The organism is Paenibacillus massiliensis 2301065 = DSM 16942 (assembly GCF_000377505.1).
Lineage (GTDB): Bacteria > Bacillota > Bacilli > Paenibacillales > Paenibacillaceae > Paenibacillus > Paenibacillus massiliensis.
On record NZ_KB898189.1, the window covers coordinates 135,400 to 157,538 of the forward strand.

The following is a 22,139-nucleotide window of genomic DNA, read 5'->3' on the forward strand; positions in this document are numbered from 1 at the left end:
TTCACGAAAGCAACAGCCCCCGAGGTGGTACGCCTGTAGCGACCGCCCCGGGGGTAACTGCGTTCCAGGTCTGTCTGCCAATATGGCTCGACGTCCCGAATGGTGAATGTAAGTGATGAAAAGCGCCCTGAACAGGCCCATGCAAGGGCTGCCTTCAAGAGCGACTGAATTCTATTTCACCTGCATTCTATTTTAAATGAATATGCCGCAGCTATCGCTTGCGTCCCGTCCCTATAAGAAGAGTATATGCTTTGTACTCCCCTGATTTCTGACCGAGTCAGCAGACGGGGTATCCAGGGAGACGATCAGCCTTTAGCCCTTGGAGGCTCCTGTCATTAGCCCCTGAACCAAGAAGCGTTGCAGGAAAACAAACAGCAGCGTAATCGGTATGGCGATCAGCACCGCCCCGGCAGCGAACAGCGTGAAGTTGCTATCCTGGTAGCGACTAACCAGGTCCCACATGCCCACTGCCAGCGTCCAATTCTCCTTGGTGCGCAGTACCAAGCGAGCGAAGATGAAATCCATCCATGCTCCCGTGAAGCTGGTCAAGGCAACATAGGTCAGCATCGGCCGGGACAACGGCAGAATAATGCTGGTGAACACTCGCAGATGGCTCGCACCATCAATGCGTGCTGCTTCATCCAGGCTGCGTGGAATGGTATCAAAGAACCCTTTGACAATGAATCCACCCAGCACTGCTCCCGACGAGTACACCAGAATGAGCGCAGCATGGGTATCGAGCAGTTGGATCTGCAGCAGGATGATGTAAATGGCAATCATGCTCATGAAGCTTGGGAACATTCCCAGTATCAACATCGTGGAAAGAATAGTTTGTCGCCCACGGAAACGGAATCGGGACAGGGCATACATTCCCAAAGTTACCAGCAAGGTGGAGAAGATCATTGTAAAGAAAGCAATCTTGGCCGTGTTCAGATACCAGCGTCCGTACATGAAAGAGGGATTAGTGAACAGCTCAACATAATGAATCAGCGTATACGCTTCGGGCCACAGGCGCTCGCTGTACAGCGCCGCGCCTGTACGCAGGGACGAGAGGAATATCCACAGCACGGGATAGACCGAGACAACCGCAATGATGAGCAGCATGACATAACTTAACGCCAGCCGTAGCGGATGATTGCGTTTATTCATTGAATCATGTCCTCCTCCTTGAACGATTTGGAACGGCGGAAGTTCCAGATAGAGAACGAAGCGATAATCAAGAAAATAATGATGCCCACCGCTGAAGCCATGTTGAATTTGTTATTGTCCAGCGTCAGCTTATACAGCCAAGTCACCAGCAGGTCAGTCGATCCGGCATACTGGTAATCACCGCGCAACGGGTTGCCGTTCGTCAGCAGGTATATGACGTTGAAGTTGTTGAAGTTGCCCGCAAACTGCATAATCAGCACAGGGCCTGTCGCAAAGAGAATGAATGGCAGCGTAATAATGTAGAACTTCTGGAAACTGCTCGCCCCATCCACCTCGGCAGCTTCATACAGGTCGCGCGGAATCGCAGTCAGCACACCCAGTATTAGTACCATGCTAACTGGAATGCCGATCCACATGTTTACTATGATGACCGTTACCTTCGCCCAGAAAGGGTCGGTGAGCCAGGGCAGACCCTCAAGCCCAAATGCCCTCATGTACGTATTGATCGGACCAAACTGTCCATTGAAGAGGTTGCGCATCAGCAACAACGAGATGATCTGCGGTATGGCATAAGGCAGAATGAAGATCGTACGCCACATCTTCTTGAAGCGGATACCGCGCTGCTCAATTAGAAGCGCAACCAGCACGCCACCAAAATAGGTGGTAACTGTAGCCATCACAGCCCATACAATGGTCCAGCCCAACACCCCAATAAAGGTGCGGCTCCAGGATTTGAGCTGAATCAAATCGATGAATGTGCCAAAGCCGACCCAATCCACCAGCTTTGCCGGGGGAATGTGATCCGGTGCCGAGTAGTTGGTAAAGGCTAGCGTGATGGTGAAAAGGATGGGCATAATCGTGAAGAACAGTACACCCAGAGCGGGGATGGACAGGAATAGATACGGAAACTGGGTGTCCATAGCATTTCGCAGGGAAGCTCCAGCAGTCCGCGGCTGCTTGCCCTCTTCTCTCCATTTGCCTGTAAGATAGGCATCTCGAACATTAAGGACATATATCAACAGAAATACGAAAAATACGAGCAGGACTATCAGGCCGTCCAGCAGCAAAAAGATGGAGTGGTCTCCCTTCTGCAAAACGGTTGAACCATTTACCTTCACAAATCGCTGCGTATGCTCGCCCAGGGTCCGTATGCCCCAGAGAGCGTGGCTCAGACGGGGAATCAAGTAGGCCAGCCCCACGCCTTCCAGCGCAAGCAGGGCAATCCCCTTGATCCACTGACCATTATATATCTGCCCCAAGCCCTGCAAAATAATGGATAGTACAGCCGCAGTCAGACGGTACTGTCCCTCTCCTTCCGGCTTCGCGTTCACCGGAACATGCTGCTGCTTCATCGCTTTTCTCCTTCCAGCATCAGAATTGCCTGCCCGCACCTGAGATACAGGCAGGTTGAATCTGGCCTAGGTAACCTCTTGGACAGTTGCATCATTAGCGTTGGGCAGCCACTGTCCATCTCACGGGATTCTCGGCTGGAGTTCATTTCGTCGTTGCTAGACTTTCCTTGATCTGGTTGGCGGCATTATCCAAGGAGGACTTCACGTCCTTGCCACCGTCCCATATGTCCGTAACTGCCGAAGAGATAGGTCCCCATACACTATCCATGGCCGGCAGCGATGGCATTGGTGTCGAGTGATTGAACTGCTCCAGGAATGCCTTGGAAATCGGATCAGCCAGCACAGTGGGGTCCGCAGCTACATTTTTATCCGCTGGAAGGGTTCCATTCATCTCGAAGTTGATCATCTGCGACTCTTCACTTGAGAGGAATGCCGCGAGCATCTTTGAAGCATTCGGATATGGGGTAAACGCGTTAACATAATAGGCCTTGACCCCGGAGAAAGAAGTCATGGGCTTGCCATCGATCTCTGGAAGCGGTGCCACGCCAAAATCTACGCCTGCATTGCGGTAGTCGAAGATCGTCCACGGACCGTTAATATCCATCGCCAATTTTCCACTGCTGAACAGCCCCTTCTTAATATCATAGTTCACGTCGCCCAGTTTGACAGGCAGTACATCCTTCTTCAGGTTCTGCAGGAACTGTCCGCCTTTCTGGGCACCTTCGTTGTTCAGGCCGATATCCTCACTGTTCATGCCATCATCCCCGAAGATGTATCCCCCTTGGGTGGCAAGGAACGCAAAATTGTAATAGAACTGCTGCAACTCCCACATGATCGTATACTGATTATTCTTGGTGTCATTGTAGCTCTTGGCAAAATCAATAATCTCATCGAACGTTTTTGGTGCCTCGGGATACAGCTTTTTATTATAGAACAAGGCATAGGTCTCCACACTGTACGGGTAACCATAGAGAATATCCTTGAACGTGACCGCCTTCAGCGCGTTTTCGCTAGTGGACTCCACCGTTCTGGACTCGAACACATCGTTGGGCAGAATTAAGCCGGCTTCCGAGGCACTGCCGATTTTGTCATGCGGAAAAATGACCACATCCGCCGCAAGTCCTGCCGGTCCATCCGTCGTTAGCTTGACAACCTGGTCCGTTGGAGGCAGTTCTTCAAATTTGACCGGCACGCCGTACTGCTCCTCGAATAGCCGAACTCGATCCTCAATGAAGCTGCGCTGATTCTTGTCCTCCCAGATGACCAATGCGGCCCCGGGCTCCGGCTGAATGCTATCTGCAGTTATAGCCACGCCCCCAGAATTTTCCTCAATGCCCTGGGTTATTGTCCCACCCCCGCTTGAACAAGCAACCATCGTCAAGGACATCCATACCGCAAGTGCAGCCCCCTGCCATTTCTTCATTCTCATTTCCCCTTCCCTCTGATTGGCACAAGTGTAATTTTCGCGCTCTTTTTCACCTGAAGTGCTCTGGCTGCTGAAGATCCGAATCACCATACATGGCGAACAACCAAGAGCAACGTTTACTCAAGATTCGATTCGTCATCTTCCATCCTTGTTGTCCATGGAGAAAAAAGATCATGAATTCGATAAAACTGCCTATGTAAGCGCTAAAATAACAATCAAATCATATATCATCGTCTTTCATTTGCGCAAACGTTTGCACAAATGATTTAAGGGCAAATTAGCCCATTTTATTATCATCTGGCATGAAAAGTATTTATTTTCTTGACATATCTCTACTTTCCTTCAATTTCCTTTTTTTACTGTTGATGCGCTTACTTAACGATTGATTTCTTTTAAACCATGAACTAACATAAGATCATATCTGAAATGATAGTAGAGAAGGGATTTTTTTACATGATCACAATTAAAGATATTGCCAAAGTGGCGGGTGTATCCCCCTCTACGGTATCTCGGGTGATTTCGAACCATCCCCGAATCAGTATCGAAACCTCAGCAAAAGTTCGACAGATCATGAAAGAATACAACTATCATCCGAATATCATGGCGAAAAGCCTGGTGTCCAAAACGTCACATACTCTGGGAATAATGCTTCCCCGCCCGCCCGAGGAGCTGTTTCAGAACTACTTTTTTGGGGAGCTGCTACGCGGTATCATGGCGCTTGCCACCCGTATGAACTATGAGCTGCTGCTGTCTACAGAGACCTCCTTGGGCAATGGGATTGACGCTCTCTCCCGTCTGGTATATGGGAGGAGAGTGGATGGGATTTTGCTCCTCTCCTCAAGACGGGAAGATCCAAGTATTACCTTTCTAGAAGAGGAAGGCTTCCCTTTTGTACTGATTGGACGCAGCGAGACCCATCCACATGCGCCCATGGTGGATAACGATAATGTGCAGACGGCCTATGACGCGACCAGCCACCTGATTGCACAGGGCCACACCCGGATCGGATTCGTCAGCGGACCGCCTGAGTTCACTCTGTCCCATGATCGCATGGTCGGATATACCAAAGCGATGGAGGATGCTCAGTTGAAGGTTCATGAGGACTGGATTCTGGAAGGAGAACATCTGCTGGAGAGCGGATTTCAGGCTATGTCCCTGTTCATGTCACTGCCGGAACGACTAACCGCCATCGTGATCATCGACGATCATGTGGCCTTCGGCGTACTGCGTGCTCTGGCAGAGCTCGGATTCCGTGTTCCCGAGGATATCAGCGTGGTCAGCTTTAACAACATTGCCCTGTCTGAACTCGCATTACCGCCGCTGAGTTCCATCGATATCGGAACCTACCAATTGGGTTATTCCGCCGTTCAGCTACTGTTAAAGATTCTCCAGGGCGAGACACCCCCTCCCCATCCAATCATTATTCCTCATCAGCTGATGGTTCGGGAATCCTCACTATTTGTGCTGCCGAAGCATATTTAACCACCTTTGTGCAATCGCTTGCCTTATTCATGTACGAAGCTCCTTGCGCTCCCAAATACAACGCTTGGGGCAGTGAGCCGGATCGTATCAAACCGAATGACTTCTCTGGGCGGGGTTCGCTCCTTTGCTTCAGAGCTTCATGCGGCCAGGTATGATGAAGCGAGCAGACCATCTATGCTACACTAAGGGTACCAGACAAGATGAGAAAGGATGGAACTCGGAGCTATGACCTACGCTTTTAGAATTGAGCCTGAGTATTACATAAGCTTTGCCAATGATGATGAGCTGCTGGAGCAGTGCAAGATATGGGGGCTAGTATCGGATAAGGCTACCAAGCTGAAGACCTTCTATTATAAAGGGAATGGATTGAACATCGCTTGTGAACTGGTAGGATATACCGATCACGTAACAGCAGTCATTCAGTTCGACAATGGAGAGAAGCATACCATCCACCCCTCCTATCTGAAGGAAATGCAGGCTGCCAGCTTCGGCTCCAAGAACACCACGGTGAGGGGCGAACAAGCCGAGGAGACCGATCCTGTGTCCAAAACATCCGTTCAGGACAAAGACACTCTGGACGATAAACAGAGCCAAACTGTATTAATCACTGACGATCAGCCAGCGGATGCAGAAGACGATTACAGCGACGAATCGGGCTTAGAAGAGGAGCAATACGCTGGACAAGCAGCAGAAAGTCACGAGCATACAGCCTTCAAGGGAGACCCTGACGGACTCGTCGAGGAATATATCGCGCCCGAGAGCAAGACGGCATCTACGGCCCCTGCGCAGCCTAAGGCCAAGGGCGGAAAGCCGAAAGCACCCAAGCTGGAGCTGCCTGAGGGCAAGGTGAAAATGACTGCTATTGTTAAAGAATTCACCACGGTTCCCAATCATTTCTCGGATAATGATGATGAGGTTATCATTTATGAGCAGGTGAGCATTCTGGAGCCGGAGCTGCTTGAGGTGGGCGAGGCCTGGTCCAGCCATAGCGCAACGATGAAGAAGCAAGAGCTGGCAGAGGGAGATATGCTTACCTTTGAGGCCAAGATCATTAAGAAGAAGCTTGCCAAATACCCTGTGCCTTACAAGATCAACAACCCTTCCAAGATTGCCAAGAGTGAGTAGCCTGTTCTTCACACCTTTCAACTCGTGGAACTAGCCTTGCCCGGTACCCGAAGGCTGCTCCAAGGGAACGGCACTGGTTCGATTGGCATCGCTGATGGGCTGGCAGCACAAGCATCTGATCGCTATCGGCGACCAAATGAACGACGCCGAACTGCTGCATACAGCGGATCTTGGCATCGCCACAGGGAATGCAGCACCAGCACTGTAACTGCTGGCGGATGCCGTCACTGTGTCACATGAGCAGCATGCGCTGGCCCAGATCATCAACGAATGGCTTGATAAGGAGCCACTGGAGCCACAAGGCTTTACGATGGAAATGAAACGTTAGTTCTATTCGCCCGACCAAAATAGCAATGAGAGAGGAGCTCCTCTTTCGGTTGCTGGATATACACCTACACAAGACGCTTTCAAGTCCACGCCCCCGCTGTATAGAGGGGCACTGGTAACGAGAGCGTCTTTCTGCATTGTGTCGCTGTGATGTAAACTGAGGTATACACCGTGAAACAAATGGATAAGCAAACTCAGGTTTGGCACATCCTTTTTGGCAATCCAGTTTCCAGGCCTTTTCACTTATTTTAGTTCAGTAATTGATCTGCTCTAGACCAATCATTTTCTCAACAGTATCATTAAAAATCATATGACACTACACTTATCCGGTCATTACTAAAAGTAATGCGCGTAATTACATCACCTAAATCCGAATGACCGCACCGAAAGCAAGTCCCAGACAGCAGATTTTCACATTGATTTTAATGCTACTATTAGCGATAATTGCTTCTACAGCACGACGAATAGTTCTCTCTACATTTCATTAAACTTATCAGTCTATATTCTGCAAAAGGTGGTTGGAATACTTGAGCGAGCAGATTTTAACCCAAATTTTAGAGCAGCTGAAAACCTTAAACATCAGAGTGGACAGTATGGATTCACGCTTCGACGGTATAGACACACGTCTGGACGGTATAGACTCACGCTTCGATGGTATAGACACACGTCTGGACGGTATAGACTCACGCTTCGATGGTATAGACACACATCTGGACGGTATAGACTCACGCTTCGATGGTATAGACACACGTCTGGACGGTATGGATTCTCGCTTCGACGGTATGGACTCACGCTTCGACAATATGGATTCACGTTTGGATAGTATGGATTCACGTCTTGCAAGTTTAGAAACGGATGTTACGGAGATTAAATCCCATACCAATGATATACCCGCCATCAAGCAAGCCGTGCTGGAAACTTTGGAACTGTCGAAGCAAAATAAAACCTCATTGCACAGCTTTGAACGAAAGGTATCCTCCGAACTGACTACGCACGGGCACAGCATAGATATTCTGAATCGTCGCCAGTTAAAGCTTGAGGCCGATCTGGAAAGTTTAAAGAATCGCTAGTCTCCAAGCTCAGAGGTATCCTGCTGGTTCTCCCTGATCATGACTTCAAGAGCTAGCTTAGTGCCACGGCTCAATAGACTCGTAAGCACGTTCCCACACACCTAACGCCAAAGACGCCTCTTCACCCAGCGCATGTCTGGAATCAGAGGCGTCTTTATTGCGTAGGCTGCTATCCAGCCCCATCCTGTGCCTTAAGTAGCTTATTGAGGGGAATACCTAGCGTAATGATTTCGTATGGTTTGACATTCATGGACCAGCCGCGGCCAATTGAAGTAAGCGACGCATGGTCAGGAATGATACCCTGCTGCTGATCATCGCCCAGTCGTTCCTCCAATATATTACTGAAATACGCCGAATCGAAGCAAAGCTGCTCACTTGTAAAAGAAGCCTCCGCTTTACAGTTCAGCTTGCACTGCTCGCCGTTCAGGCTGTACCAACGCAACATAAGATCATCCGAGCCTGGAGCCGCCTTAAGTGAAGAGAATACTAATCCGGTTCCATTCCAGGTAAAGGCTGCTGAGTCCGGAGCCAGAGCACCTCTATGAATCCCCGTTTGCTCTGTCGTCCATGGAATCTGAAATTGATATGCCTCCTGATATGCTTCAGAGGCAACGACATCTCCACGATGCGGAATCAGCTCCAATCTCACCGTATGCTCACCAAGACATTGTGCTTCTGGTGTCGGGAATAATCCCCAATCACCGAGCTCACCGACAGCGCGCAGCAACGTTACGGCTATCGTATTGCGCCCATCCTGTAATACCTCGTACTCATGAAGCCCCAGATTGGCCACCGTTAATCCTGCATGCGGATCGTTTACGGACACAAAGGCCTGCTGATGCTGTGCGTTGCTTGGATTTTCCCACTCAAGTGCAGGCTGATTATCACGAATAACTACCTCGAACATGGAATCTACCTGATGTGTCGTAGCAGAGATATCCGTCGGAAATAACATCCGCAGACGGTGATCTTTTGACTTATTATGGAAGCCTGCCTCTACTACCACTCCTCTGCCGTGGCGGCTCAGAGAGACTACGGTACGTATATGCAGCTGTGCCATATGACACGAGCGCTGCGAGATCCGCTGCGGATAATAGATCAGCTCTCGCTGCTCCCGTTCCAGCACCTCATCTGCCGAGGCAGGAACCTCCCAGTAATGGATGATTTCATAGGCTGCTCTATAGGGAGTATCCTCCAGCACTCGCACCTCAGCATGAAGCTCTCTCGTAGTCAGAGGCTCCGTTCCATCCGGCTGCTTGAACATATATTCATTGCCTACATCTCCGACATCCTCATACACGCCAAGGTCCCTGTAGCTGCGCCCACTCTGCTTATCCGTGACCACAAGTGAGCCGTTATCCACAATATCCACCTTCAACCACTCATTTTCCATCCCACGTGGACCGCTGAGCAGTGAAACAGAGTCTTCTCCCTGACCTTTTTCATTGGCGTACTTGTCTTGGATGGCTCCAGTGGCATGCTGGGCTTGCCTCGTCTGCTTGCTTCCAACCTGCTGAGCACGCACCCATGCAAATGTTCGATGACCAAGCGCCCCTACATCCTCCGCTTCAAAGGTAATACTGACGCGACGACAGCTGTACGGCTGGCGGAACTGATCATCCGGCAGATCATAACCGAATTGCAGCCCCAAGTCCTCTACTGTGCAAGCTATCTCCTTCCCTGCACGATCCACCAAAATACGTCCATATATATCCAGCTCATTCATACGACGGGTGATCTCCTCCAGCGCCAGACCTTCCCGGAAATACAAACGTCCCACATCGAGCTCAACACGGATCACGCCGCTACGTTCCCATCCTGAGGTATTCCATACTACGAAAGGACACGCATCGTTCCCCCACTGTTCGAATATCGTCGTATCTACCTCACTCGCAATTCGACGCGCACTGTCTGCGATTATCGTCTCGGCCACATGGCGACTTTTCTCGAAGCGGGTAACCATCTCGCGATGCACCTCATCCACGCTGCAACCGCAAATGCTGTCATGCGGATGATTCTGCATCAACGCCTTCCAGGCATAGGTCAAACGATCATGTGGGAAGGGGCGCCCCAGCAAGTGAGCGAGCGAGGCCAGCGGTTCTGCCACTTTCTCCAGTAATGCTTGCCCTCTCTGGTTCATCTGCTTCAGGTAGATTCGGGATGATGCCGTATTCACAAGTGTGCCCCAGCCATCTGTGCGCTGACTGCGCAGCTCGCCTCTGACCTTGGATAAATCAGGGGGCAAGGACTGTCGCACAGCGACGAGATAATCCTCCAGGCTTGAATGAACGAACTCTATTTCTGGAAACTGTTGCTGCGCTGTACAAATCGCCTCGGGCAAATCCAGCTGTATTGGCTGATGATCGCAGCCATTCATATACAGCAGCTCCGGGGTCGATGCGTACTTCTCGGCATCAGACAGCTTGCGTGTCCAATACTCACGTGCCGCTTCCACATCCACCGGAATCTCATTGCCATTGGAATACCAGTTGGCAAACAACACACCGAGCACCTGCGACCCATCCGGTCCTTCCCACTGCAGCTCCGAGAAGTTCGACTCATAGCCTCCATCTGCTACCTTATTGTTGAAGCCTGTAGGCTTCACTCCCCGCCCAAAGAACACATTATTAATACCCGCTTGCCGCATGAGCTGCGGAGTCTGTCCTACCAATCCAAAAGTATCGGGAAAATAGCCGATCTTGGACGGTGTTCCATAGCGCCTTGCTTCCATGTGCCCCACCTGCATATTGCGCACGTTCGCTTCACCGCTCGTCAGAAATGCATCCTGCAATATATACCAAGGGCCGATAACAATTCGACCATCTCGAATATGCCTCTGCAGACGCTCTTGCTGATCCGGTCGCACCTGAAGATAATCCTCGATAATAATGGTCTGGCCATCCAGATAGAAGCTTTGGAAATCCGTTCCCTCATCCAGACGATCCAGAAGTGAATCCATCAGGCTGATCAGGCGCATGTGGTGCTTCTCATACGGAAGGTACCACTCCCGATCCCAATGTGTATGCGAAATGATATGTGCCCTCTTAGCCTCGCCCATGTCCCTGTCTCACCTCTGCCTCATGTTGTATGATCTCAACCTCTTCTGGACGGTATACCGCCAGTAATTGTCCGTCCGCATCCGTCGCGAACAGGACAGATCGACTGCTCTCTAGGACAAATTCATAGGACAGACCAGTAGCCGTATCACGGACATGCACTGGCGTAGACACCGCATATTCCGAGACAAAGACATACAGGCTCCCTTTCGCAAATGCTAGCTTCCGGCCGTATACGCCAGCACAATCACCTCCAGCAAGCCATGTCAGATCACTATGGATGCCTGCGATCTCTGTTGCATAACGATACAGCGCAGCCAGCGGCTCATCCCGGCCATTCAGCTCGACAGGCAGCGGACTCCAGAGCACGCTCCCCTTCCCCAGAGGAACCTGCACCATTGCAGAAGGCTGATCGTAACTGGACTCAGAGCTTCTTACTTCCTTCACCACCTCTGCAATACGCCGACGTCCATAAGTCAAGCGATGCAGCCTGCCTTGAATCTCCAGTACCTCTTCTCGCTGAACATTGCTCAGCCCGCGCTCACCCAACAGGAAATCCGCACGCTCCGTCCCGCGCCAATAGGCATCCAGACCAAGCGGGCCCGTCACCAGCAAATGACTGCCTTCATCCTGCACCAGCTTCAGAAGCTGCTCCAGAGCAAGACTATCCAGATTATGCGGGCTAGGCACCATGATCAGCTTCGGCGGCTTTGCCTGCAAGGAATCCAGGTGATATTCCGATGCCCCGCGCAGCGGAAGCTTAAGCTCATACGACATGACACGGGTTAAGCGCGTCGTCGCCTCATAGGCCATAGCTCGGTTGGAAAAATCATTGGAATACGGGAATACGACAGCGATGTCCTCTGGCTCACGGTCCGTGAACATATGAGTAATGGACTGCATGAAGCGTCCAAAATCATAGGATACGGCTGCCTCCGGCTTCTCCGTGCCATCTGCGCGCAAGGCCCCGATATGCGATTCATTGGCATTGTCCATATAGAAGTTCGTGTTCCATATCCACTGCACAGCCCCGGCTCCTCCTGCGGCAAAGGCATATGCGTATTTGCGCTCCAGCAGATGATATAGCTCTTCCTCTGTACGCTTGGCGCGCCCGTCTGGCGTCTCAACATACATGATTCCTGTCTCCTGCACGAGACATGGCTTGTCTGGTGTCTTGGCAAAAATGCTGTCCCACAACAGATCATCATTCAACCACCAGGAATGCACCGTCGTATAGTCCACTTCCTGCTGATAAAAGAAAGGCGATGGCCGCTGCGCCCCGAGCGCCTCATCCTGCCCCACCGTGACAGAATGATCCGGGCACAAATCCTTGATGACCTCCACAAGCTGTCGTGCCCACCGATTGTGCATGTCCATCGAGAAGAGGCAGTAATCTAGCCATCTCGTGCCTTTTTTGGCCTTGTGCATGTCCTGCACATCGAAATTAATCTCCTCCGGCTCCGGGATGGCAGCCGCCGCAAAATCCGGCAGCTGCTGCGGGGATATATTCCATGCCTCCTGCAGCGTCTCGATCTCGCCATGCCGCTGCTGCAGCCAGGCAACGAAGGCTTCCTGCTCCAAGGAATCCCCTACCGAACGCGGCCCATCCGAGAAGATACGCACCGGATCGAACAGCGATGGCTCATTAATCAAATCCCAGTCCACATTCGTAGTCTGGCGATGACGACTCACAATACTGCGGATGAAGCGCTTCTGTGCCTCTACACTTTGCGGGTCCAGATAAGGATTGACTCCTTCCCATAATTCCGGTGTAAAGGAGAAAAAGGTAAACGTAACCTGTAGCCCATGGCGCTTGGCCGTCAACAGGAAGCTGTCAATCGCTCGCAGCACCTCCTCGGAGGCATGGCCATCGACCTGCATGATATTGCGGTACGCTGTCCATATTCCCGTCCGAATCCAGTTGATTCCGGCGCGCGCCATCTGTGCCATATCGCGGTCCCACACAGCTGCATTGGGCAAGAACAGATATTTCCGGGCCACATCCGAAGACATATAGGTCATGCCTACGACAGGCATGGAACGATGATCCTTTATAAAATAATCCCGACCACATCCGATGCTCTCTCCTGCAGCCAGCAGCTCAGCATCATGCCCCCAGAAGCCTTGATGGAGTATACGCTGCTCACCGTGTGGTCCCTGTGCAAGACAATGAATACGATACAATCCGTTTTGGATGGCAAAAGGCAGGGGCACACGTTCGAAGCACTGCTCACCACCTACCTCCACCTGAAGCTGATGCTCCCATACCAATCCTGCGACTTCCTGTCCTATTGTGTCCTGCGCAAGGCGGGATTCACGTTCAATTTGCAGGTCTAAGGTCCAGACTTCCGCCTCACCATACCGTCTACGGCCCCGCTGCAAAATCTGTGTCTGTAGCATCAGTACAACTCGTTCCTCAAGCTCGTAGGAAGCGTAATTCGGCTTAAGCGAAAGCTCCGTAACGCCATTTGCACAGAACGATGCCCATTCCAGCAGCGCCACGGCCCCTCCTTTCTCCCAAAAGGAAGCAGTCAGTGGAACATGCACGAACATCCAGCGTGAGCCTGTGAAGATTCCCCGTGAATGCTCCCACAGCACGGCCATTGCAGCGAGCGATCGTCCATCCTCGCTCACTCCAGTCAGCAGTGGGTGGATATGAGTGCTCATGGGTCCAGCTGAGCCCATCTGGTGAGGCAAATCACTGCTTCTCGTCGTGTGCGGCACCAGATTCCAGGTATCTGTAAGTTCCAGCAGCTCCTCCTGTCCGGCAAGCAGAGGAATATCCTTGGAGGCGGACATCGTCGCAACCTTGGAGGTGGATACCTTTAACGTCTCATGAATGTATAACTCCTGATGATAGGCCGTTTGCTCCGCCTCAATGATCCACTGCTCTCCCTCCTGCCGGACCGGGTGCTTGAAAGGAGCCCCGCCAACATTGAGCCAATTCCCTCCTCTGCGCAGATAGGCTGCGATCGCTGTCCAGGCTGATTTAGGAAAATAAGGAGCATGCAGATTGACAAAGCAATCATCAGCCGTCATCTCTTCCAGGACCTGCGCCAGCTCCGCAGCTGCAATGATCCGCAGTTCATTTTGCTCATGATGCTCACGATCCTTAGCATGCTCATCATGTATACGTTCCCCATCATGCTCATACTGCTCGTCATCCTCATCACGATCATCATGTTCATCTCCTTCATGATGACCATGAAGTCCACGATACCCATGTTGCTCTTCAACTTGTGCCCACAGATTCAAGTCAGGCAGCACCGACATCACCGGAAATTCAGGATCACAGAAGATTACGATACGTCTTGGCGACATACTTGCGCTGTTCATAACAGCTCTTCCTTCATTGCTTTATAGACCAGTTGAGAGAACAGGCTGTTGGACCAGGCGAACCATTTGCGCGTGAAGGTGGAGGGATCATCTGCGTGAAAACCTTCGTGCATATAGCCTGTGCCACCATCTGTAGCCTCCAGTAGGCGAATCATCTCCAAGACTTCCTCCGCAGACTGCGCTGTCAGCCCCTGCATGGATAAGCCCATATGCCAGATATAGTCCGGGGGTGTATGCGGGCTTCCAAGACCTTTGGCTACCTTGCCTTCATAGTAGTAAGGATTATCCTTACTAAGCGCAAAGCGTCTGGTGTTTTGATAAATTTCATTATCCGCTGTCGTATAGCCCAGATAAGGGATGGATAACAGTCCCGGCGTTCCCGCATCGTCCATCAGACAGTAGTTGCCGAATCCATCTGTCTCATAGGCATAGATCGGGCCAAATTCAGGATGCCGATAAATACCGTAGAGCTGTATCCCATGCTCCACCTCTTCCTCCAGCGTCTTGAGCTCACGCAGCAGCTCCAGATCACGGAACACCCATTCGGCGAACTCCTGCATCTGACGCAAGGCTACGACCGCGAACATATTGCCCGGAATATTGAAGTGAAAGTCACAGGCATCGTCACTGGAGCGAAAACCTGACCAGATCATTCCGGTATAATTCACCGGCATGCCCAGTCCATGATTTCGCAGGGAATCCGCCTGGATGCCGTTGTTACGGATGAAGCGATAAGGGGATCGCTCCGTGTGATGCTGCTCCGTCTTGAACAGCTCTACAATGCTGTGGAGGGCGGACTTGAAGCTGGCATCGAAAATATTCGTCAACTCTGTTTCCTTCCAATAAAGATAAGCCAGACGAATCACGAAGCAAGGGGAATCCAGCTCGAATTTGCGTTCCCATACCCATGGAGACATATCAGTCTCGTCCGTTGCATTCCAGTGCCAATCATTTGCTGTTTCATTAAATGCATTGGCATAAGGATCGATATGAAGATAGTGAATGTGCCGTTTGATCAGGCCGCCAATGATACGCTGCAGGCCCGGATCATCCTTGGCCAAAGGCAGATAATGAATCACCTGCTCCACGGAGTCCCTTAACCAGGAGGCGGGAATATCCCCGGTAATGACGAAGGTCGTGCCATCCTCCATCAGCTTGGTGGTCGTCTCCAATGTATTGGGGAAGCAATTTTTAAATAATTGTAGCAGCTTCGGTCTGTACTTCAGCTTCTGCTCTGCTTCCTCCAGCACCTGCTGAACAGCCTGAGGAAGCTCCAGCGTCGGCAGCGGTATGCGTGGCAATCGGAATTGTTCCATATCTAAGGCTGCACTCCTTTTCATCTTGTATATATAAGTTCTGGACAGTCAAAAGTTCTTGTCGAAAAAATGACTCAACCTTGAAATAAGTACTTGAGTGTTCTTACGAGGAGCCGCTACGGGTTCGGAGGTTTATTCCGACCCTCCGCTACATCGACGCATGGCAAGCACTCATTGAGATGAAGAAGAGCTGTTCACGACGCGCGCTGCCGACTTTCAATCCGCTACGGTCTTTGCTGGCTCTTCATGACCCGGCAAGCACCTGGGGCCTGTTCTCAAGCTATTTGTGCACGCCATCCGGTGGCATAGCCTCGGAGGCGACCGTGTCGGCGTTTTGCGTCGCACGATTTTCGTCCAGTTTGCCCGAAAGCCGCATTTATCCGTAACTCAAATTATTCGCAGCAAGCAGAAACTGACTGATATTCACGCTGATTTACTAGCTTCTTAGGGTTGATGAACTTTTCACTGTTCAGCTTATATAGAAGTAATTATTCAGCGGATAAGCACCGTCTTAATCTCATAAGGGGCAAAGCTCAGCTCAATTCGGCCATCCTGCATAGCGAGCGATTCTCCCATCTCCTCCAGTGCATTGGAGAGATAGACCTGCTCGCAAGGATAAGGCCACTGTAGCGTGATGCGCTCACGCTTGCCTGAGGATTCGTAAAAGCGCAGGATCGTCCCCTGCCCTCCTTCAGCACTCTTGATCGTATCCAGCACAACATACTCACCGTTGTAGGAAAGGTATGACCCCGTACTACTGACTACTGGTGATGCTGTTTGGGGTTCCTTGTGCTCCAATGCATACACAGAGGCTTCGGTATTTAACTCCGCTGCCCGACGCACCGTATGGGCACTGCGCCAGTCGCCCTCATGCGGGTACAGGGAATAGGTGAAGTCATGCTCCCCTTGATCCGCTATCTTGTCTGGCCATGTAGGCGCACGAAGTAGCGACAGACGAATCGTGCTTCCCTGCACATCATAGCCGTATTTGCAATCATTCAGCAGACTCACGCCATAACCATGTTCGGATACATCCACGAATCGATGTCCGCACACCTCGAATCGGGCCTGATCCCAGCTCGTGTTGCGGTGCGTCGGTCGCTCCAGACTGCCGAAGGGGATTTCATAGGTGGCCTTTTCCGTCACGACATCAATAGGGAAACCTACCTTCAGCAGCTTATGCGACTCTCTCCAGCTCACATGCGTCTTGAAGTCAATGCGACGATCATGGTGATAGAAAATGATGTCTTGTGTAATCTCGGACTGATGCAGACGCCAGCGAAAATGCAGTATATCCTTCGTCGCACCGGCTAACAACAGCCGCGATTCCAGCAATTCAACCTCACCTGCGCTCTGTTCCTCATATCGTGGGTCAATATCCCAGGCATCCCAGAGAGGCGGGCGGTCATGGAAGAAATAGAACCGATTTCCCCGTTCGCCGGATTTCAGTACCTCTCGACTGGCCTTTTTATCGAATAGACGGGTCATTTCTCCCCGATCATTGAAGCTCACCTTATACCAGGCTGTGTCCCAAGAAAATCCCGGTGTATGCTCTGATGTACAGCCCGATGTACAATCTGTTGCAAGGTGGGCCACTGCATGACCCTGTTTATACTCTGATGTACAACTGAATGTACGGTCAGAAATGCGGTCGCTGTCTGGCTCGAATGTAAAACCGGAAGCAAGCGCGGAGGTAGGGGCGAATGCACGATCAGATGCTGTATCGAAACTCTTTCCTAGTAACTGCTGCTCACAACAGTCCTGCTCCAGTGACTGCTGAGCACGGCACTCCGGCTCTGAAGCTGCTGCCTTAGTCACAGCCTGCAGACGAATCGTCTTGTACCCGAAGGCAGGAATATCCGGTATGAGCACGGAGATGCCGCCGTCCTCCAGATCCGTCTTCAGGCGATTGCCCTGATTGTCACTTACGATCCATTGCCCTGTCGGAGGTAGCTCCTGTCCAACGGGGTCTTGTTCATTTCTATTCCCACTTCTATTTCCTTTCTCATTCACGTTCTCATTCACGTTCTCATTCACGTTGTCGTTCGCGTTCCCATTCTCATTTCCGCCGCCGCGCTTTTTCCCTTCTTCATTCCCGGCTGCTACCTCATGTACATACTCGTTGCCTTCTGTTACCGTCCCCGCCTGAGCACCAAATGTTAGATGAACAACCGCATTACGACTCCAGCCCAGACTGTTGAAGACGACATAAGAATCGTTGCACCCTAAAGGATGCAGATCCTTTTCTTCACTAGGTTCTGCATGCACAACATCCGCGTGCCCCGCATGAATAGCTGTAGCAAGCGACCCCAATCCTGCATGCAAAGCCTGCTTCCCTAGTCTGAATACCTGCTCATATTCCTTATCCGACGTCTCGTAAGATTCCGTAATGGCGGTGCCTGGAATAATATCATGAAATTGATTCAGCAAAATCAGCTTCCAGCCTTCATGCAGCATGCCCAAGACATCCGTCCGCTGACGCTGCTCCATACCCGAGCCGGCAATGGCGTTCCATAGGTCTGCTTCCCGATAGAGCACCTCCGCCTTGCGATTGCTCCGCTTGTTGCGCCCATGCGTAGTGTAGGTCCCCCGGTGCAGCTCCAGATACAAATCACCATGCCACTTTGGAAGTCTGGGCTGCCGCCGTTCAATTCCCTCAAAAAATTCCGCAGCTGTGCTGTAGCGACTCGCAGGCTGACCGACCATCAGCTCGGCACGCCCGATATATTCCAGCATTTCGCGTGTCACACCGCCGCCCCCATCACCATGTCCGTAGAGCAGCATTTGCTCAGGATGGGCTGCTTTCTCCCGATAAGCCTGCCAATGATCATGAATGTCTTTCGGGAGTGTATTCTCGTTGACCCCATGATTGTGATAGGACAAGATGGCCGTGCCGTCGATGCCTACCCAATGGAACAGACTGTATGGGAACTCATTCGTATCATTCCAGCCGAGCTTGGTGGTCATGAAGTAATCCATCTTGCCGTGCTTCAGAATCTGTGGCAGTGAAGCACAGTAGCCGAACGTGTCCGGCAGCCACTCGATGCGTGAGGTCAAGCCGAATTCCTCCTGATAGAAGCGCTGACCATACAGCATCTGCCGCATCAGGGATTCACCGCTCGGAATATTCAGGTCAGGCTCCACCCACATACCGCCCACCAATTCCCAACGTCCCTCGGCGATTCTTTGCTTCACGCGTGAATATAGCTCAGGATCATGCTCCTTCAGGAATGCATACAACTGCGGTTGACTCTGAGCATACTTGTAGCCAGGGTACTCGTTCATTAAGGCATCCACTGTAGAGAAGGTACGACTCGTCTTGCGTACCGTCTCCCGCACGGGCCACAGCCAGGCGATATCGATATGCGATTGTCCGATCATATGCTCCAGTCCTTCGGCATTCCCACCGATGGAGCGTACCTGCTGAACCAGCCGCTCTTCGATCTGCGACAGGGCCATGCCCTCGTGGATATCCTGCTCATCCAGATTCACAAATGCGTCCATGGCAACCTGCAAACACTCCAGCAAGCGCACCTGACGAAAATCTCCTTCATGGAGTAATACAGCCGAATCTCGTATAACCGTAACGGTATACATCAGGCTCCTTGCTGCCTCATTGGGTCTGACCAGCAGGCTGCGGATCGAAGTAATCGGCGGCTGAATGACCGCCTGCTGATTCAACGGATCTACAGGCTCAGGAACAGGGTCGAACAGCTCAATCTCTAGCTCCAGCGATATACCCATCAGACGAGGGTCGATCGTCACATAGGTATGATTGCGATCGAGACCTTGATAGGAGCGTCCGTTCACCCGTAGCAATCCTTCTCCACCCGACTCAAACACCATGCCAAATGGCGATGATTGCCAAGCCGCGGGAACCTCCAACCTCATTTTTAAAAAATAGGTCGTGCCATACTCGCTCGGATAACGCTGCAGATCCAATCCCTCTGGATAGGGCTCCATCTCCCTATAATCGCCTGGTACATTATAGTAAGCTCTGGTAATATCCCAGCCTGTCAGCTCCTGCTGCTCCAGCCACTGCCACTCTGACAGCTCACGAATGAAGCGTGTCATTCTCTCCATCAGCTCATCCCTCCTGTATCCATAAATCAACCGTCTGAGTATCGTTCACGTGCCTGCCGACAAGCAGGCTGAATTGCCCTGGCTCGGTGACAGGCTTGAGATTACGTCCGATATATTGCAGCTGCTCGGCACCGATCTCGAACGTAACCGTTCGCGACTCGCCGGGATCGAGCATAATCTTGAAGAAGCCCTTCAGTTCCTTGTCTGGTCGTGTCACAGAGCTGACCACATCCGATATGTAGAGCTGTACGACTTCAGCTCCAGAACGCGTTCCAGTATTGGTCACCTCCACGCTCAAGCTGACATATCCTCCAGCAGTAACCTCCTCCATTGTCATAACAGCAGCACTTAACATCGGCTCACTGTAATGGAAGCTGGTATAGCTGAGACCGTAACCGAACGGGTACTGAGGCTTCAGATCTTCCTCCAGATATCGCTTGCCCCGTGATCGCTTACCGTTGTAGTAGACCGGAAGCTGCCCGACATGCTTGGGAATGGAAACCGTTAACCGACCGGAAGGATTCACGACTCCGAATAAAATGTCTGCAATCGCATGTCCACCCTCCTGCCCCGGATACCATGCCTCTACGACAGCATGCGCGTGTTCATCAACCCATGGCTCGGCAATGGGTCGTCCATTAATATAGACCACAACCATCTTCTTACCGAGACGATGAATCTCTTGCATTAGCTCCAATTGCACGCCTGATAATCCCAAGGTCATGCGGTCAATGCCCTCACCGCAATCCATATCGTTCCATGAGCTATCCGATATCTTGGATGCCCCGGTACGCAAATCAATAGTCCCCTCGCCAAAATCCCGTGCACTGGAGCCCCCCATAACCATTACTACCGTATCTGCCTGGGCTGCTACCCCAACTGCATGCTCAAAGCCGGAGCGGTCATCCCCTTTGATCCGACAGCCTGGAGCATAGAGCACTCTGTCCTGCTCATCACCCAGCATACTGCGGATGCCGTCCAATACCGTGGCTACCCTGGAGTGAGGCTGTGGTGAAGTATAGTCTCCCAGCTGGTTATAGCCATGATCTGCATTAGGCCCGATAACAGCTATTCGAGCAGATGAGCTGGATAGTGGAAGCGTCTCATCCACATTCTTGAGCAACACGATCCCCTCTGCAGCCAGTTGACGCGCGAGTCGAATATGTTCATCGGTTCCGATGATCTTCTCCGCACGGTCCGGGTCAACATAAGGATGCTCGAACAGCCCCAAGGCGAACTTCAGCTTAAGCACACGCCGTACCGCCTGATCCAGCACCTCTGCAGCAAGCTTGCCCTCAGCAAGAGCCTGCAAAAGGTACTTCCCGAACATTTCGCCCGACATTTCCATATCGATTCCGGCTTGAATCGCCTGCAACGCCGCATCCAGTTCATGCTCTGCCACATCGTGCCCATCAGTCAGCATATTAATAGCTCCGCAGTCGGTAATAACCAGCCCGTCAAAGCCCCAATCCCTGCGCAGCACCCCTTCCAGCAGCTCCGTATGTACTGTGCATGGGATACCGTCAATTTCGTTATAGGCAGGCATCACCGAGCAGGCTCCAGCCTCAACCGCTTTCTGGAACGGATGGAGATCCACCTCCAGCAGCTCCCTCCAGCCCATATGGACCGGGCCCGCATTCCGTCCCCCTTCAGAGCTACCATAGCCGACAAAATGCTTCAGCGTAGCCGCCACACTATCCTCCTGGTCCAGACGCTCGCCCTGCAGTCCATGTACAGCAGCCACAGCGAATTCGCCGATGAGATATGCATCCTCACCGAAGCATTCCTCTGTTCGGCCCCAGCGCGGATCCCGTACCACGTCCAACACTGGTGAATAGGTCACTGCTCCTCCCTGTGCCCGGGTCTCTCGGGCCACGGCCCGGCACATCTCGTGATACAACGCTACATTCCAGGTACTCCCCAGAGCAAGCGGCACCGGAAATACAGTCCCGTCAATCGCCATATGCCCATGCGAACATTCCTCACCAATCAGTAAGGGAATGCCTAGTCTGGAATGCTCAATAGCGTAACGCTGGATGTGATTGACCACCTCGGCTCCAGCCCGGGCACTCAGGCCTGTCTCCAGCGTGACCCCGGTCCAGGGATCAGCCCGCAGCACGCCATACAGCGAACCTACACCGCCCTGTTGGATCTGCTCCTTGAAGGCCTCCGTTAATGCAACGCTTCCCTTGCTGTGTTCATAGACCTGCCAGCCAAAGGGCTGCACCAGCTGTCCGACCTTCTCTTCCTGTGTCATCAGGCTGAGCAGATGCTCTGTCCGTTCTGCAATGGGTCTCGCCTTGTCCATATAAATCATCATTGCTTCTCTTCCCTCCCTGCTTCACTCGAATCTATGCTTACTTCACTCGAATCTATTCCTAGATCACAGCCGACCCGTCCTGAACCCAGCCTACTAT

Annotated in this window: 11 protein-coding genes and 1 pseudogene; 4 read left to right on the forward strand and 8 right to left on the reverse strand. The window is 51.8% G+C overall.

Annotated features, from left to right (window positions below; translation table 11 throughout):
- Positions 1–312: 312 nt before the first annotated feature.
- From D328_RS0111570 to D328_RS0111580, 3 genes are all read right to left on the reverse strand, one after another.
- Positions 313–1,149, reverse strand: coding sequence for a sugar ABC transporter permease (locus D328_RS0111570; RefSeq protein WP_018885173.1), 837 nt, complete (start codon positions 1,147–1,149; stop codon positions 313–315).
- Positions 1,146–2,501: a sugar ABC transporter permease gene (locus D328_RS0111575; RefSeq protein ID WP_018885174.1), complete on the reverse strand. Its 1,356-nt coding sequence runs from the start codon at positions 2,499–2,501 to the stop codon at positions 1,146–1,148. The genes D328_RS0111570 and D328_RS0111575 overlap by 4 nt, the downstream gene beginning before the upstream one ends.
- Before the next feature lie 142 nt (positions 2,502–2,643).
- Complete coding sequence (locus D328_RS0111580; RefSeq protein WP_018885175.1) at positions 2,644–3,924, reverse strand: sugar ABC transporter substrate-binding protein; 1,281 nt, start codon at positions 3,922–3,924, stop codon at positions 2,644–2,646.
- A gap of 456 nt (positions 3,925–4,380) precedes the next feature.
- On the opposite strand from D328_RS0111580, the gene D328_RS0111585 reads away from it, so the two are divergent.
- The 4 genes and pseudogenes from D328_RS0111585 to D328_RS30265 all read left to right on the forward strand — a co-directional run bounded on the left by D328_RS0111585 (position 4,381) and on the right by D328_RS30265 (position 7,931).
- A complete protein-coding gene (locus D328_RS0111585; RefSeq protein ID WP_018885176.1) occupies positions 4,381–5,409 on the forward strand; it encodes a LacI family DNA-binding transcriptional regulator in 1,029 nt (342 codons plus the stop codon).
- Positions 5,410–5,634: 225 nt separating this feature from the next.
- A complete protein-coding gene (locus tag D328_RS0111590) occupies positions 5,635–6,534 on the forward strand; it encodes a hypothetical protein (RefSeq protein ID WP_026281136.1) in 900 nt (299 codons plus the stop codon).
- A gap of 55 nt (positions 6,535–6,589) precedes the next feature.
- A pseudogene (locus tag D328_RS30660) lies at positions 6,590–6,742 on the forward strand (HAD hydrolase family protein); the annotation flags it as partial.
- 712 nt (positions 6,743–7,454) lie between these two features.
- Positions 7,455–7,931 (forward strand): hypothetical protein, encoded by a 477-nt coding sequence (locus tag D328_RS30265; RefSeq protein ID WP_154659032.1) that lies wholly within the window; start codon positions 7,455–7,457, stop codon positions 7,929–7,931.
- Positions 7,932–8,100: 169 nt separating this feature from the next.
- Here the strand turns inward: D328_RS30265 and D328_RS0111610 are convergent, their stop codons facing one another.
- The 5 genes from D328_RS0111610 to D328_RS0111630 form a co-directional block, all read right to left on the reverse strand.
- Positions 8,101–10,989: an alpha-mannosidase gene (locus D328_RS0111610; protein WP_018885181.1), complete on the reverse strand. Its 2,889-nt coding sequence runs from the start codon at positions 10,987–10,989 to the stop codon at positions 8,101–8,103.
- Positions 10,976–14,323, reverse strand: a complete 3,348-nt coding sequence (locus tag D328_RS0111615; protein ID WP_018885182.1) for a beta-galactosidase — start codon at positions 14,321–14,323, stop codon at positions 10,976–10,978. The genes D328_RS0111610 and D328_RS0111615 overlap by 14 nt, the downstream gene beginning before the upstream one ends.
- Positions 14,320–15,639 (reverse strand): glycoside hydrolase family 125 protein, encoded by a 1,320-nt coding sequence (locus D328_RS0111620; RefSeq protein ID WP_018885183.1) that lies wholly within the window; start codon positions 15,637–15,639, stop codon positions 14,320–14,322. Before D328_RS0111620 ends, D328_RS0111615 begins: the two co-directional genes overlap by 4 nt.
- Before the next feature lie 492 nt (positions 15,640–16,131).
- Positions 16,132–19,722: an alpha-mannosidase gene (locus tag D328_RS31525; protein ID WP_018885184.1), complete on the reverse strand. Its 3,591-nt coding sequence runs from the start codon at positions 19,720–19,722 to the stop codon at positions 16,132–16,134.
- 4 nt (positions 19,723–19,726) lie between these two features.
- Positions 19,727–22,042, reverse strand: coding sequence for a glycoside hydrolase family 3 N-terminal domain-containing protein (locus D328_RS0111630; RefSeq protein ID WP_018885185.1), 2,316 nt, complete (start codon positions 22,040–22,042; stop codon positions 19,727–19,729).
- Positions 22,043–22,139 lie beyond the last annotated feature (97 nt).